Consider the following 13,196-nt stretch of genomic DNA (forward strand, 5'->3'; position numbering starts at 1 on the left):
GGCCGCGGCCGGGTACCTCGGGCGCGGCCCCCGCAGCGCCGGCCGCGGGCGGGGGAGGCCCGGCCGCGGCCCACACCGTCAGTACGGCTTCGGGGTCGGCGCCGGCGAGCCGGCACAGCGCTTCCACGGCCTGCCGTGGCGGCGCAGTGCCGCCGGACAGATAGCGGTGCCACGCGGACTTGCTGTACGGGGTGCGCGCGGCCAGCGCCGCCAGGCTCAGCCCCGTACGGTCCTTCAGCTCGCGCAGTCCCACCAGCAGTGCCTCGTCCGGCGTGGTCGTTGCTTCGGGGTGCCGCATCGCGCGTCCTCGACTCCCTCTCCGCTATGGGCAGTTTCGCCCCTGTTGTCGGAATGGCTTCCCGGGAGGACGGCGGCTGCAACACACGGTGAGGTATGAGGACGGTGAGGTGAGCGTGACCGAAGGCCCGTTCGGGGGTCGTCGAACGGGCCTTCGGTGGCTGGGCGATGCTGCGGTGAGTTCCGTCAGCACCAGGGGAGGGCGCGGTCGGGGCGGATGTAGTGGGCGGAGACGTAGCCCGCGTGGTGCGGCAGCCGGTACCAGACGCGGTTCCCGTGCACCGAGGAGCCGCGCGTCCTGCAGGTGAGGACCAGGACCCGGCCCGTCCGCCGGTGGCCGATCACCCGGTAGCCGGTGCCGGGACCGGAGCGGACGTTGAGCGGGGCGTGGCGGGTCGTGACCCGGCCGGTGAGGGGCCGGAAGTGACGGTAGGTCATCCACCGCGCCGCGAGCCGGTACTGCATCCGGGGCGCGGCGATGCGGTACGGCGCCGATGGCCCGACGAGGCGGTAGGCCGCCGTCTGCGGCAGGAAGCGGTGCGCCGCCCGCCGAGCCGTGAGGCGGTGGATCCGGTGTACTCGGCGGGCGTGGTGCGTGCGGAGGTGGGTGCGGTGGTGCCGGTGGGTGGTGCCGTACCTGCGGTGGTGGACGCGCCGGCCGGTGTGGTGCTGGGCGCGGTGGGCGGGGTGCTGGGTGGTGGCGCTGGGGACCGGGTGCGGGGTGGCGGCGCTCGCCGTGGTGACGCCGGCCGCCGTGGGCAGGAACGCGAGCACCGCGACCGTCGCCAGTAGTCCGCTCTTGAGAGTCCGTCGGATCATGGAAGCCTCCGCTGTCGTTCTCGTGACCACGAGCAGTGATCACGACAGTCAGGGTTTCCGTGACGAGCCGTCAGAACGCCGCTTCCGCGTCCCCCGGGACGACTGGGACGTCCCATGGGACGGGCGCCCGCAACCGGACCGGGCCCACCCGGTCCGCGGCGCGGAGACGTTCTGCCGTCCCCGGACGTCCTGGCACCCGTCCGGGTGACGTGTCCCGAGGGGAACCCGCGGCGTCCGCGGCGGTCAGAGCGTCTCGGCGAAGGTGATCGTCCGCTCCTTCAGCAGCGGGAACACCGTTCCCCGGATCAGCTCCGCGAAATGGTCCGTCTCCTTGTGCGCCTCGAAGCCGGCGCGGTCCGTGTAGCGCTCGTACAGCACGAAGGCCCCCGGCCGGTCGACGACCTCGTGCGCCTCGTAGGCGAGGTTCGCGCGCTCCGACGGGACCAGTTCACGCATCTTGCGCAGCGCGTCGCGCACGGTGTCCGCGTCGGCTGGGGCGCACTGGTACTGGGCGACGACGGCGAAGGCCATGGCATTCCTCCGGTGTTCCAAGGTGTTCCCGAGGGGATGGACTCGCCGATTCCAGCACGCTTGCGCCGGGGGGTGGCCCGTACGACACGCGACCAGGTCCGCGGACGGCCGACCGTCGAGGGCGGCCCGAGAGCCCGGCCGGGAACTTACTTGACTCACGCAACGAGCTGGTGAACTGACGGGTATGCCCACGGAACCGCTGTCCGACCTGCCCGTCGCCTCCCCAGAGGTCACCGAGATCGAGCGTGCCCTGACGCGCATCACCTACCTCGGCACCCGGGCCCGGCAGCACGAGCGGCTGATGGCGCTGGCCGGGGTGCCGCTGGACCGCGCCGCGGTGGCCCTGCTGCGGCAGATCGCCGACTCCGAGCCGCTGCGGCCGGGCGAGCTGGCGCAGCGCCTCGGTGTGGAGGCCTCCCATGTCACGCGGACCGTGCAGCAACTGCAGAAGGCCGGATACGTCATGCGCGCCCCGACCCCGCCGACCGGCGCGCCCAGCGCATCCAGCTGACCGGCGCGGGCCGGGAGGCCGTCGACCGGGTCCGCGAGGCCGGGGCCCGCGGCATGCAGCTCGCCCTCGCCGACTGGCGGCCCGAGGATCTGCGGCAGATGGCGGCCCTCTTCCACCGCATGGTCGACGACTTCCTCGCGTACACGACCGACGAGGACTCCGGCCGGGAGGCGGACGACACCGTCGCCACGGCCTGACGGGCGGCGTTCTGCGGCAACGGGCCACCCTTGCGCCTACCGTCCAGTAATATCCGGCGGCAGGTCATCAGAGGAGGAACCGTGCCCCGGTCCGAACGCTCACCCCTGCTGCTCGCCGGCCTGCTGGCCGCGGCAGGCGTCGCCCACTTCGCCGCCCCGCGACGGTTCGACGCCACCATTCCGCGCGCGCTGCCGGGCTCGCCCAGGGCATGGACGTACGGCAGCGGGGTCGCGGAGCTGGCCCTGGCGGCCGGGATCGCCGTGCCCCGCACCCGCACGGTCGCCGCGAAGGCGGCCGCGGCGTTCTTCGTCGGGGTGTTCCCGGCGAACGTGCAGATGGCCGTGGACTGGCGGCACCGGCCCGCACCGCTGCGTACGGCCGCCCTGGCGCGGCTGCCGCTGCAGGTGCCGCTGGTGCTGTGGGCCCGGGGAGTCGCCCGGAACGAGGAGGGACGGTCATGACGGAACGCATCGAGGTCGGGGACAAGGCCGAGGACTTCGCCCTGCCCGACGACACCGGCACCACCCGCCGGCTCACCGAACTGCTGGCCGACGGACCGGTGGTCCTCTTCTTCTACCCGGCCGCCCTCACCCCCGGCTGCACCGCGGAGGCCTGCCACTTCCGCGACCTCGCCGCCGAATTCGCCGCCGTCGGGGCCCGGCCGGTCGGCATCAGCGGCGACAGCGTCGACAAGCAGCAGGAGTTCGCCGGCCGGCACGGCCTCGGCATGCCGCTGCTCTCCGACGCCGACGGCACGGTCCGCGAGCGGTTCGGCGTCAAACGGGGCTTCTCCCTCGCGCCCACCAAGCGCGTCACCTTCGTGATCGCCCAGGACCGCACGGTGCTGGAGATCGTCCGCAGCGAACTGCGCATGAACACCCACGCCGACCGGGCCCTTGCCGCCCTGTACGCCCACCAGGGCTGAACGGCTCCCGTCCACAAGGGGGCCGGAACGCCCCGTGCTTGATGTGCCGGGACAATCGGAACATCCTTGAGCATATGAAGCATGGCGCCGCCGTGGCGGTCATCGACGCCCTGGGTACGGTGACCGGATGGAGCGAGGGTGCGCGGCGGCTCACGGGCCACCCGGCCGAGGACGTCGTGGGCCGGCCCGCGGCCGGGCTGCTCGCCGGGGACATCCCGGACGCCACGCTCGCCGCGCGGGCCGGCACCGTCGCGCTGCGCCACCGTGACGGCCACCGCGTCGACGTGGCCCTCACCGCCTGCCCCGTCGCCGGAGCCGACGGGGAGCCCACCGGGTTCGTCGTCACCGCCGGCCCGCCCGGCAGCGCCCTGGCCGCCGAGGCCTTCGAGCAGGCCTCCGTGTCCATGTCGGTCTTCGACCTGGAGCAGCGCTATCTGCGGGTCAACGACGCCGCCTGCAAGGTGATGGGCGTTTCCGAGGCCGCGCTCACCGGCCGGTTCTTCCCGGACACCGTGGAGGAAGCCGAATACAACGTGGGCTTCCTGCGCCACCTCCGGGAGGTCGCCGAGACCGGCCGACCCGTCCGCTACGAGAGCTTCGCCGGCGCCCCCGCACTGAACCGGGAACACCTGTGGAGCATCGAGATGTGGCCGCTGCGCGACGGCTCCGGCGAGCTGACCGGGGTCGCCATGGCGGCCCTCGACAGCAGCGAGCAGTACTGGGCCCGGCGCCGCCTGGCCCTGCTCAACGAGGCGTCGACCCGCATCGGCACCACCCTGGACGTGGTGCGCACCGTCGAGGAACTGATCGACGTCCTCGTCCCGCGCTACGCCGACTTCGCCGGCGTGGACCTGCTCGACTGGGTGCTCGGCGCGGACGAGCCGCCGATGCCCCCCGACGGCGGCGTCGTTCTGCACCGCGTCGCCCACGGCTCCACCCGCGAGGGCGACCCCGGTGCGGCCGTCCCCCTCGGCGAGGCCGACGTCTACCCGCCGCACTCCCCGCCCGCCCGCGCCCTGCGCGACGGCCGCGCGGTGCTCAGCCAGGCCGGGGAGCCCGAGTTCGTCGAGTGGCTCGCCGAGCGCAACGCGCGCTCGCCGCAGGGCCGCCCCCACCGGCAGGACGCCCACTCCCTGATCGCGGTGCCACTCCGGGCCCGCGGCACCACCCTGGGCGTCGCGGTGTGCGTCCGCATCGACCACCCGGACGCCTACGGCCCCGACGACGCCGTCTTCGCCGAGGAACTCGGCAGCCGCGCCGCCGTCTGCATCGACAACGCCCGCCGCTTCGCCCGCGAACGCTCCACCGCCCTCGCCCTCCAGCACAGCCTGCTGCCGTGCGGCCTGCCCCGACAGGCCGCGGTCGAGGTGGCCCACCGGTATCTGCCGTCCGGCTCCCTGGCCGGCATCGGCGGCGACTGGTTCGACGTCATCCCGCTCTCCGGCGGCCGGGTCGGCCTGGTCGTGGGCGACGTGGTCGGCCACGGCATCCAGTCCTCGGCCACCATGGGCCGGCTGCGGACGGCCGTGCGCACCCTCGCGGACGTCGACCTGCCGCCCGACGAACTCCTCACCCACCTCGACGACCTGGTCACCCACCTGGCCGCCGAGGACAGCCGCGAGGAGATCGCCGAACTCGGCGCCACCTGCCTGTACGCCGTGTACGACCCCGTCTCCCGGCGGCTCAGCCTCGCCGCCGCCGGCCACCCGGCCCCGGCCGTCGTCCTGCCGGGCGGCACCGCCGAGACCGTCGCCATGAGCGCCGGACCACCGCTCGGCGTCGGCGGCCTGCCGTTCGAGGCGACGGAGCTGCGCCTGCCCGAGGGCTCCGTCATCGCGCTCTACACCGACGGCCTGGTCGAGGACCGGGACCGGGAAGTCGGCGACGCCACCGAGGAACTACGCCGGGCCCTCAGCGTACCCACCCGCTCCCTCGAGGCCCTGTGCGACGACGTCCTGAAGGCCGTCCTGCCCGACCAGCCCGGCGACGACGTCGCCCTGCTGCTCGTGCGCACCCGCGCCCTCGGCGCCGACCGGGTCGCCACCTGGGACATCCCGCCCGACCCCGCCGAGGTCGGCGCCGCCCGCCAGGCCGTCGGCGAACGGCTGGCCGCCTGGGGGCTGGACGAGGCCGCCTTCGTCACCGAACTCGTCGTCAGCGAACTCGTCACCAACGCCATCCGTTACGGCGAACCGCCCATCCAGCTCCGGCTGATCCGCGACCGCGCGCTCATCTGCGAGGTCTCCGACGCCAGTTCCACCTCACCGCATCTGCGCCGGGCGCACGCCTACGACGAGGGCGGCCGCGGACTGCTGCTGGTCGCCCAGCTCACCCAGCGCTGGGGCAGCCGGCAGACGGGCCGGGGCAAGACGATCTGGGCCGAGCAGGCGCTGCCCGGCACCTGATCGGCTCCCGGCACCCGGTCACTGGAACGGGCAGCCCGGGTTCGGCGCGTCCTCCGAGAACGGGGCGCCGTGCGGCAGCACGTACAGCACATCGAGCACGAGCGGGGTGTCGCCGAGGTTCCGCCCGATGTGCACGTGGTCCGCACCGGCCGGCTCCTGGATCGTCGCGCCCCTCCGGTACACGCCGTCCGAGGCGCAGGCGGAGTCGAAGTGGCTGAGGGTGCCCTGCTTCACCACGCCGTACAGCGGGCCGTCGTGGTAGTGCCAGCCGGTGCTCTGGCCGGGCGGAATGGTGATCTCCCGCAGGGTGTAGTCGGTGTCGCCGACGGTGGTCCGGCTGATGATCCGGGCCGTCACACCCGGGCCCGGCGGGGTCGCCTGCGCGGTGCCGCAGGCCAGAACGGTGGCGACGGTCAGCGCGCCGGTGACGGCGGCACGGAGAGCGGTACGCATGCGGGGCCTTTCGGAGGCGAGCGGGGTGTCGCCGTGAACATAAAGGCACCACAGGGGAGTTGGGGGCGGAACCCGAAGATCCGTATGCGTACGTGACCGCGGGTCTCAGGCCGCCGCGTGCTCGCGGACCACGTCCCGTGGCCGTTTGTCCGCGCGCAGTCCCAGGTAGCGGGGATGCCGCAGCATCCCGTCCCGGGTCCACTCGGTGAAGGCGATCTGCGCGACCAGCTCCGGCTTCACCCAACGGGCGCGCACCTCGCGTACGGCACCGCCGAAGGGCGGGGTGTCCCGCCGCAGCCCGTCCAGCCGCTCACGCAGATCCAGCAGGGCGCGCCGGTCGAAACCGGTGCCGACCTTCCCGGCGTACCGCAGCCGGTCACCGTCGTAGAAGCCGAGCAGCAGCGCACCCAACCCGACGCGGCTGCCCGCCGGTTCGGTGAAGCCGACGATCACGAACTCCTGCCCCTGCGCGCACTTGAGCTTCAGCCAGTCCGGGGACCGGCGCGTCCGGTACGGCCCGTCGGCCCGCTTGGCGATCAGTCCCTCCCAGCCCCGGCCGCAGGCCTCGGCCAGCAACTCGGCGCCGCCCGCGTTGCGATGCGGGGTCAGCCGCAGCGGGGCCCGAAAGGACAGCGCCCGCCGCAGCAGCGACTTGCGGACGCGCAGGGGGAGTTGACGGGTGTCCGCGCCCTCCAGGCGCAGCAGGTCGAAGAGGTAGTACGTCACCGCGACCCCGGACGCCTCGATGTCCCGGCGCCGGGTCAGCCCCAACCGCCGCTGCAGCCGGGCGAAGTCGGTACGGCCGCCGCTGAACGCGACGACCTCGCCGTCCACCGTGAAGTCGGTGCACTCCTGCGCCGCGAGCGCCTCGACGATCTCCGGATAGGTGTCGTTCAGCCGCTGGCCCGTGCGCGAGAGCAGCCGTACCCGGTCGCCCTCACGCACCGCCAGCAGCCGGACGCCGTCCAGCTTCCGCTCGAACAGCCAGCCCTCGCCGAAGTCCCGCCGGTCGCTCAGCGTGGCCAGCATCGGTGCCGCGGCGAGTTCGGGGCCCGGCCGGGCCGGACGCAGCAGCTCCCGCCGGCCGGCAGCGCGTCCAGCAGGCCCGGCACCGCCCCTCACTCCTCGCCGTCGGCCGCGACCTGCGCGAGGGTGCGTCCGGTGCGCACCGAGCGGGCCCGCCGGGGATCGGGGGTGCCGTGCCCGGCCGACCGCGCCGGCCCCTTGCGCACCAGCAGCCAGGCCTCCTGTTCGCCCTGGTCTCCCCGGAAGCGGGTGAGGGCGTACTCGCCGCGCAGTTTGCTGCCGTGCAGCCGGAAGGTGGCGTGCCCGCGCTCCAGCGACTCCGCGAAGTCCACCGGGCGCCCCCTGTGGTCGTGGCTGAGCGGCTCGTACGTGCCGTTGTCCCAGACGATCACGGTCCCGCCGCCGTACTCGCCCTCCGGGATCACGCCCTCGAACTCCTCGTACTCCAGCGGATGGTCCTCGGTGGGCACGGCCATCCGCTTGTCCCCGGGATCCGTGGACGGGCCCTTCGGGACCGACCACGACTTCAGGACGTCGTCGACCTGGAGCCGGAAGTCGAAGTGCATCCGGCTGGCGTCGTGGATCTGCACCACGAAATGCGGCTCGTCACCCCCGGCACGGGGCTCCCGCCCCGACGGCTCGCGGGTCCGCTCGAAGTCACGCCTGCCGCGGTACGTCCGCAGCCGGTCCTCCGCTGCCACCTGCGGCTCCTTCCGTACGACCGTCTCACGGGCCCCGGGTACCCCGGACCGCGCCGTTCAGCCCGCGATGCCGTCCAGCTCGGCGACCGCGTCGTCCGGCAGCACCAGGGACGCGGCGGCGATGTTCTCCCGCAGGTGCTCGGGGGAGGAGGTGCCGGGGATGAGCGCGATGTTCGGCGACCGGCGCAGCAGCCAGGCCAGCGCCACCTGCTGCGGCGAGGCCTCCAGCCGGGCGGCGACCTTCGCCAGCGTGTCGGACTGCAGCGGGGTGAAGCCGCCGAGCGGGAAGTAGGGCACGAAGGCGATGTTCCCGGCCGCCGTGCGCTCCACGAGGGCGTCGTCCTGCCGGTTGGCCAGGTTGTACAGGTTCTGCACGGTCACCACGGGCGCGATCGCCAGCGCCTCGTCCAGCTGCGCCGCGGTCACCGTGCTCAGCCCCAGGTGCCGGACCAGCCCCCGCTCCCGCAGCTCGGCCAGCGCGCCGAACTGCTCGGCCAGGGAGTCGTCGTTCGGGGCGTCCACGTCACCCACGCGCAGATTGACGACGTCCAGCGACTCCACACCGAGGTTCCGCAGGTTGTCGTACACCTGCGCCTTCAGGTCCTCCGGGTGCCGGGACAGGATCCAGCTGCCGTCGGCTCCCCGCCGGGCGCCCACCTTGGTCACGATGTGCAGCTCCTCGGGGTAGGGGTGCAGGGCCTCCCGGATGAGCTCGTTGACGATCACGGGGCCGTAGAAGTCGGCGGTGTCGATGTGCGTGATGCCCGCCTCCACCACCGCACGGAGCACCGCCACCGCCCGGTCACGGTCCTTCGGCGGGCCGAAGACGTGCGGCCCGGCCAGCTGCATGGCGCCGTATCCGATCCGCGTCAGGGCCAGGCCGTCGGCCGGGGTGAGGGTGCCGCCGAGCTGTGCAGTCATGTCGTACCTCTCAGGGGGAAGCTCGAGATGTGCGGGCCACCGGTCCTGCCGGCGGCCCGCTCTCCACCCTGCGCCCGTCACGCCCGCCGTTGCAGTACCCCGGCGATCCTGGGAGTGACAGGGCCAGTCACCGCCGGCCCGGCCGCCGTACGGTGGGGCCATGGACCGAACGAATACGCTCGGCGAGTTCCTGCGCGCCCGCCGGGCGCTGGTACGGCCCGAGGACGTGGGGCTGCCCGGCGGCGGCCTGCGCCGGGTGCCGGGGCTGCGCCGCGAGGAGGTCGCGATGCTGGCCGGCATCAGCTCCGACTACTACCTGCGGCTCGAGCAGGGCCGCGACCGCAACCCGTCCGTGCAGGTCCTCGAGGCCATCGCCCGCGTCCTGCGGCTCGACGCCGACGCCACGGCCCACCTCGTGGGCCTCGTCCAGGACCGGACCGGCCCAGGAGCACGGTCCGGGCGCCGCACCCAGCAGGTCCCGGCGAGCCTGCTGCAGCTCATCGACGGCTGGCCGCGCAACCCCGCCTACGTCCAGAACCGCTACGCCGACTGCCTCGCCGCCAACCCCCTCGCGAGCGCGCTCACCCCGAACTACCGGCCCGGTGTCAACCTCCTGCGGGCCGTCTTCCTCGACCCGGCCGAGCGTGAGCTGCGCCGGGACTGGGAGGACCTCACCGAGGAGGGCGTGGCCGTACTGCGCTCCGAGGCGGGCGCGGACTCCGACGATCCACGGCTGCGGGACCTGGTCGGCGAGCTGTCCCTGCGCAGCGAACGCTTCCGCACCCTGTGGGCCCGGCACGAGGTACGGCCCCGCCGTGGCCGGGTGAGCCATCTGACCCACCCGCAGGTCGGCGACCTCGACCTGCGGTCGCACAAACTGTCCGTGGACGGCACCGACGGACTCACCCTCGTCGTCTTCCACGCCGAGCCCGGCAGCCGCAGCGCCGAACTGCTGGACATCCTGGGCAGCCTCGCCGCGCCGACCGGTGACGGCGCCCGGCCCGGCAGTGCGCGGGAGCGGATCGAGGAGCAGTAGGGCCCGGCCCGGTTCAGAACTCCTCGTGCTTGTCGGGATCGCCGCCCAGTCGGCGCGGGGCGTGGTGGGAGATCGCCGCCAGCTGGCCGGAGTCCAGCTCGAAGCCGAAGACGTCCAGGTTGGCGCGTTGCCGGCCCGGGTCGGCCGACTTCGGGATGGGCAGCGCGCCGACCTGGAGGTGCCAGCGCAGCAGCACCTGTGCCGGGGTCACCCCGTGCGCCGCGGCGACCTCGGCGACCGCGGGATCGTTCAGCAGAGCGCTGCCCCGGCCCAGCGGGCTCCAGCTCTCGGTGACGATGCCCTTGTCCGCGTGGAAGGCGCGCAGCTCCTCCTGCGGGAACATCGGGTGCAGCTCGATCTGGTTCACCGAGGGCAGCACCCCGGTCTCCTTCTCCAGCCGCGTGATGTGCTCGGGGGTGAAGTTGGAGACGCCGATCGAGTGGACCAGCCCGTCCTCGCGCAGCTCGAGCATCGCCTTCCAGGAGTCGACGTACCTGCCCACCCGGGGGTTGGGCCAGTGGATCAGATACAGGTCCACGTACTCCAGGCCGAGCCGCCGCCGGGACTCCTCGAAGGAGGCGAGGGTCTCGTCGTAGCCGTGGTGGCGGCCGGGCAGCTTGGTGGTCACCACCACCTCCTCGCGGGGGACGCCGCTGCCCGCTATGCCCCGCCCGACCCCGGTCTCGTTGCGGTAGTTCGTCGCGGTGTCCACGAGCCGGTAGCCCAGGTCGAGCGCGGAGCGTACGGCCCGCTCGGCCGCCGCGTCGTCCAGCGGCCAGGTACCGAGGCCGATGGCGGGGATCGTCGTACCGTCGTTGAGCGTGTGCGTCGGAATGCCGTTCACGATGGGACCCTCCGTCGACTGTGTCGTCCCTCCAGCCTCACGGATGGGGTGAGCGGTGATCAACCGGACGGATGGGGAGAGGACGGGGGACGGCATGGGCGGCGGCGCGGCCACCGGCCCGACCCGGTCGCCCGCGGCCTGCGCGCCGCCGTACGGCCGTGCCCCCTCCCACGTCGAGCAGGAAGCCCCGTCCCACAGGGACCTCACCAGCACAGGCAGCCCGTTCGCCGTGTGAGGGCCGGGATGTCACGATCTTCGGTGGAGCCGGTTCGGACGAGCACGGGAGCGCGCATGTCGACGCACAGGGCCACCGCGGACCAGACGGAACGGGTCGAGGGCGCGGAGGCGAAGGTCCCAGGCGTTCGGGTGAAGCCGGTCGCCGGGCACATCGGCGCCGAGATCACCGGCGTCGACCTCGCCGGGCCGCTGCACACCGCCCTGGTGGCCCTGATCCGGCAGGCCGTGCTGCGCTGGAAGGTGGTCTTCTTCCGCGGGCAGGAACTGGACCACGCCGGGCAGGTCGCCTTCGCCCGCCGCTTCGGTGAGCCGGTCGTGCTGCCGCGTCGCGGTCCGCACTCGCCGCCGGACTTCCCGGAGGTCGAGACGACGGCCGACCGGCTGGAACTGGCCGGACGCTACGGCATGGAGCACGACGAGTGGCTGCACCGCCGCCGGCACACCCTGCTGCGCGGCTGGCACTGCGACTACGGGACGCGTATCGACCCGCCGGCCGCGACCATCCTGCGCGCCGAGACCGTCCCGCCCTACGGCGGCGACACCACCTGGGCCAACCTGGCCGCCGCCTACGCCGGCCTGTCGGCGCCGGTGCGGGCCTTCGTGGACGGCCTGCGCGCCGAGCACCGGCTCGGCGTGGGCTACCAGCCCCGGCCCGGAGACGACGCCTATGTCCGTCACCTCCTGGACCACCAGGTCGTCTCCGAACACCCCCTGGTGCGGGTGCACCCGGAGACGGGGGAGCGGGTGCTGTTCGTCAACGGCTACTACGTGGAGGAGATCGTCGGCCTCTCCCGTCCGGAGAGCACGGCGATCCTGGACATGCTGGTGGAGCAAGCGGTCCGCCCCGAGTACACCGTCCGCTTCCGCTGGGAGCCGGGCAGTGTCGCGTTCTGGGACAACCGGGCCACCATCCACCTCGCCCCCAGCGACAACGCCCACCTGGGCTTTCCCCGGATCATGCACCGGGTGATGCTCGCGGGGGACGTGCCGGTGGGGGTGGACGGCAAGCCCTCGGAGGCGGTGGTGGGCACGGAGCCGGGCCGCTGGTGAACGAGCAGGAGTGGCGCCAGTGGTCAGGGCAGCACGAGGTGCCCGGCGGCGGACCCTTGGACGGGCACCAGGAGCCGCCGGCCGGCGGCCCGTCGGCAGGCGGGGCCGCAGAGACGCCCGGTGCCGAGACCGACGGCCGGCCCGCCGCCACCGCACTGCCGGGCCTGTCAGACGTCCCGGCATCGGAGGCCGGCGGTCAGGCCGCCGGCCGCCACCCCAGCGCCGGGCCCAGCTTCGTCGCCATGTCCGTCAGGATCTGTACGTAGTCCTCGTGCTCGAAGGTGAACGGCAGCGCGAACGCCACCTCGTCCACCTCCCGGAACGCGGCGTGCGCGAGCAGCCGTTCGGCGATCTCCTCGGAGGTGCCGACCAGGTCCGGAGCGAACAGCAGCCGCCCCGGTCCCTGCGGGGAGGCCGTGCGCGGCAGCCGCTTCGCCGCGTACGCCTCGTACGTGGCGCGCTGCTCCGGGCTCGCGGAGTCGGTGGGTATCACGACCAGGCCGTGCGAGACCCGGGCCGCCTCGCCGTCGGGGTGATGGGCGCGGAACTCCCGGACGAGGGAGAGCTGGATCTCGGCGAAGTCCCATGGCCCGTCCGGCTGTTCCGCCTTGACCACGCTGCTGGTCAGGAAGTTCATCCCGTGCTCGCCCGCCCACCGCGCCGAGCGCAGGCTGCCGCCGCCGTACCACATCCGCCGGCCGAGCCCCGGGGAGTGCGGCTGGACCACATCGCTGAACACCTCGAACCCCTCGACCCCGGCGAAGTCGCTCGCGGGCTTGCCCCGCACCAGGTCCAGCAGCCGCCGCACCCGCTCGTAGCCAAAGTCCTCGGCGTCGGCCGTGTCCGGGTACAGGGCGTCCTTGACCCGCTCGAAGTGCATCGGCGGGCCCACGCTGACGCCCGGGTTCAGCCGGCCCCCGGACAGGACGTCCACCGTCGCCAGGTCCTCGGCGAGACGCAGCGGGTTCTCCCAGCCGAGCGGCGTCACCGCGGTGCCCAGCTCGATGCGGCGGGTGCGCTGGGAGGCGGCGGCGAGGACGGCGACCGGGGAGGAGATGCCGTACTGCAGATGGCGGTGGCGCAGCCAGGCGCTGTCGAAGCCGAGCCGCTCGCCCAGCTCGATGATCTCCAGCGTGGACTCGTGGCCCCGGGCCGGATCCGCCGGGTCGAACAGGCCGATGGTGAGGAAGCCGAGCTTGCGCAGTGGGCGGGCGGTGGGCGGCACGGGCTCCTCCAGCGGTC

General features: G+C 73.7%; 14 protein-coding genes and 1 pseudogene. 6 read left to right on the forward strand and 9 right to left on the reverse strand.

Annotation, left to right across the window (positions count from 1 at the left end; translation table 11 throughout):
- The 3 genes from ABT288_RS37710 to ABT288_RS37720 all read right to left on the reverse strand — a co-directional run.
- Window positions 1-298 (reverse strand): helix-turn-helix domain-containing protein (locus ABT288_RS37710; RefSeq protein ID WP_351617918.1); only part of this gene is annotated, 298 nt, incomplete at its 3' end.
- Between the two features lie 185 nt (window positions 299-483).
- A complete protein-coding gene (locus ABT288_RS37715) occupies window positions 484-1,116 on the reverse strand; it encodes an SH3 domain-containing protein (RefSeq protein WP_351617920.1) in 633 nt (210 codons plus the stop codon).
- A 243-nt stretch (window positions 1,117-1,359) separates the two neighbouring features.
- A complete protein-coding gene (locus ABT288_RS37720; protein ID WP_351617923.1) occupies window positions 1,360-1,647 on the reverse strand; it encodes a putative quinol monooxygenase in 288 nt (95 codons plus the stop codon).
- 184 nt (window positions 1,648-1,831) lie between these two features.
- Here ABT288_RS37720 and ABT288_RS37725 point away from each other — a divergent pair.
- From ABT288_RS37725 to ABT288_RS37740, 4 genes and pseudogenes are all read left to right on the forward strand, one after another.
- Window positions 1,832-2,355, forward strand: a pseudogene (locus ABT288_RS37725) (MarR family winged helix-turn-helix transcriptional regulator).
- 81 nt (window positions 2,356-2,436) lie between these two features.
- On the forward strand, window positions 2,437-2,817 hold the full coding sequence (locus ABT288_RS37730; protein WP_351617926.1) for a DoxX family protein: 381 nt from the start codon (window positions 2,437-2,439) through the stop codon (window positions 2,815-2,817).
- Window positions 2,814-3,281: a peroxiredoxin gene (locus ABT288_RS37735; RefSeq protein WP_351617929.1), complete on the forward strand. Its 468-nt coding sequence runs from the start codon at window positions 2,814-2,816 to the stop codon at window positions 3,279-3,281. Before ABT288_RS37730 ends, ABT288_RS37735 begins: the two co-directional genes overlap by 4 nt.
- Window positions 3,278-5,686: a SpoIIE family protein phosphatase gene (locus tag ABT288_RS37740; RefSeq protein WP_502972926.1), complete on the forward strand. Its 2,409-nt coding sequence runs from the start codon at window positions 3,278-3,280 to the stop codon at window positions 5,684-5,686. Before ABT288_RS37735 ends, ABT288_RS37740 begins: the two co-directional genes overlap by 4 nt.
- Window positions 5,687-5,704: 18 nt before the next feature.
- Here the strand turns inward: ABT288_RS37740 and ABT288_RS37745 are convergent, their stop codons facing one another.
- The 4 genes from ABT288_RS37745 to ABT288_RS37760 all read right to left on the reverse strand — a co-directional run bounded on the left by ABT288_RS37745 (window position 5,705) and on the right by ABT288_RS37760 (window position 8,787).
- Entirely contained in the window at window positions 5,705-6,139 is a 435-nt protein-coding gene (locus ABT288_RS37745) for a cupin domain-containing protein (RefSeq protein ID WP_351617933.1), read from the reverse strand.
- A gap of 105 nt (window positions 6,140-6,244) precedes the next feature.
- Window positions 6,245-7,168, reverse strand: a complete 924-nt coding sequence (gene ligD / locus ABT288_RS37750) for a non-homologous end-joining DNA ligase (protein ID WP_351617935.1) — start codon at window positions 7,166-7,168, stop codon at window positions 6,245-6,247.
- An 89-nt stretch (window positions 7,169-7,257) separates the two neighbouring features.
- Window positions 7,258-7,866, reverse strand: a complete 609-nt coding sequence (locus ABT288_RS37755; protein WP_351617938.1) for a DNA polymerase ligase N-terminal domain-containing protein — start codon at window positions 7,864-7,866, stop codon at window positions 7,258-7,260.
- Window positions 7,867-7,923: 57 nt separating this feature from the next.
- Window positions 7,924-8,787: an oxidoreductase gene (locus ABT288_RS37760; RefSeq protein WP_351617941.1), complete on the reverse strand. Its 864-nt coding sequence runs from the start codon at window positions 8,785-8,787 to the stop codon at window positions 7,924-7,926.
- Between the two features lie 160 nt (window positions 8,788-8,947).
- On the opposite strand from ABT288_RS37760, the gene ABT288_RS37765 reads away from it, so the two are divergent.
- Window positions 8,948-9,823 (forward strand): helix-turn-helix domain-containing protein, encoded by an 876-nt coding sequence (locus ABT288_RS37765; protein WP_351617944.1) that lies wholly within the window; start codon window positions 8,948-8,950, stop codon window positions 9,821-9,823.
- Between the two features lie 13 nt (window positions 9,824-9,836).
- Here ABT288_RS37765 and ABT288_RS37770 read toward each other — a convergent pair whose 3' ends face one another.
- Window positions 9,837-10,667 (reverse strand): aldo/keto reductase, encoded by an 831-nt coding sequence (locus ABT288_RS37770; protein WP_351617947.1) that lies wholly within the window; start codon window positions 10,665-10,667, stop codon window positions 9,837-9,839.
- Window positions 10,668-10,958: 291 nt separating this feature from the next.
- Here ABT288_RS37770 and ABT288_RS37775 point away from each other — a divergent pair, with 291 nt between their 5' ends.
- Window positions 10,959-11,954 carry a TauD/TfdA dioxygenase family protein gene (locus ABT288_RS37775; RefSeq protein ID WP_351617950.1) on the forward strand — a complete coding sequence of 332 codons (996 nt, stop codon included), beginning with the start codon at window positions 10,959-10,961 and terminating at the stop codon, window positions 11,952-11,954.
- Between the two features lie 196 nt (window positions 11,955-12,150).
- On the opposite strand, the gene ABT288_RS37780 is transcribed toward ABT288_RS37775, so the two are convergent.
- Window positions 12,151-13,179 (reverse strand): LLM class flavin-dependent oxidoreductase, encoded by a 1,029-nt coding sequence (locus ABT288_RS37780; protein WP_351617953.1) that lies wholly within the window; start codon window positions 13,177-13,179, stop codon window positions 12,151-12,153.
- Window positions 13,180-13,196 lie beyond the last annotated feature (17 nt).

It is taken from the genome of Streptomyces sp. NPDC001093 (assembly GCF_040298985.1).
In the GTDB taxonomy this organism is placed as follows: domain Bacteria; phylum Actinomycetota; class Actinomycetes; order Streptomycetales; family Streptomycetaceae; genus Streptomyces.

Excerpts from the sequence above, each read along its gene's own strand:
- ABT288_RS37760 (WP_351617941.1), bottom strand. The coding sequence starts at position 8,787 with ATGACTGCACAGCTCGGCGGCACCCTCACCCCGGCCGACGGCCTGGCC.
- ligD (WP_351617935.1), bottom strand. The coding sequence starts at position 7,168 with ATGCTGGCCACGCTGAGCGACCGGCGGGACTTCGGCGAGGGCTGGCTG.
- ABT288_RS37745 (WP_351617933.1), bottom strand. The coding sequence starts at position 6,139 with ATGCGTACCGCTCTCCGTGCCGCCGTCACCGGCGCGCTGACCGTCGCC.
- ABT288_RS37715 (WP_351617920.1), bottom strand. The coding sequence starts at position 1,116 with ATGATCCGACGGACTCTCAAGAGCGGACTACTGGCGACGGTCGCGGTG.
- ABT288_RS37765 (WP_351617944.1), top strand. The coding sequence starts at position 8,948 with ATGGACCGAACGAATACGCTCGGCGAGTTCCTGCGCGCCCGCCGGGCG.
- ABT288_RS37720 (WP_351617923.1), bottom strand. The coding sequence starts at position 1,647 with ATGGCCTTCGCCGTCGTCGCCCAGTACCAGTGCGCCCCAGCCGACGCG.
- ABT288_RS37735 (WP_351617929.1), top strand. The coding sequence starts at position 2,814 with ATGACGGAACGCATCGAGGTCGGGGACAAGGCCGAGGACTTCGCCCTG.
- ABT288_RS37775 (WP_351617950.1), top strand. The coding sequence starts at position 10,959 with ATGTCGACGCACAGGGCCACCGCGGACCAGACGGAACGGGTCGAGGGC.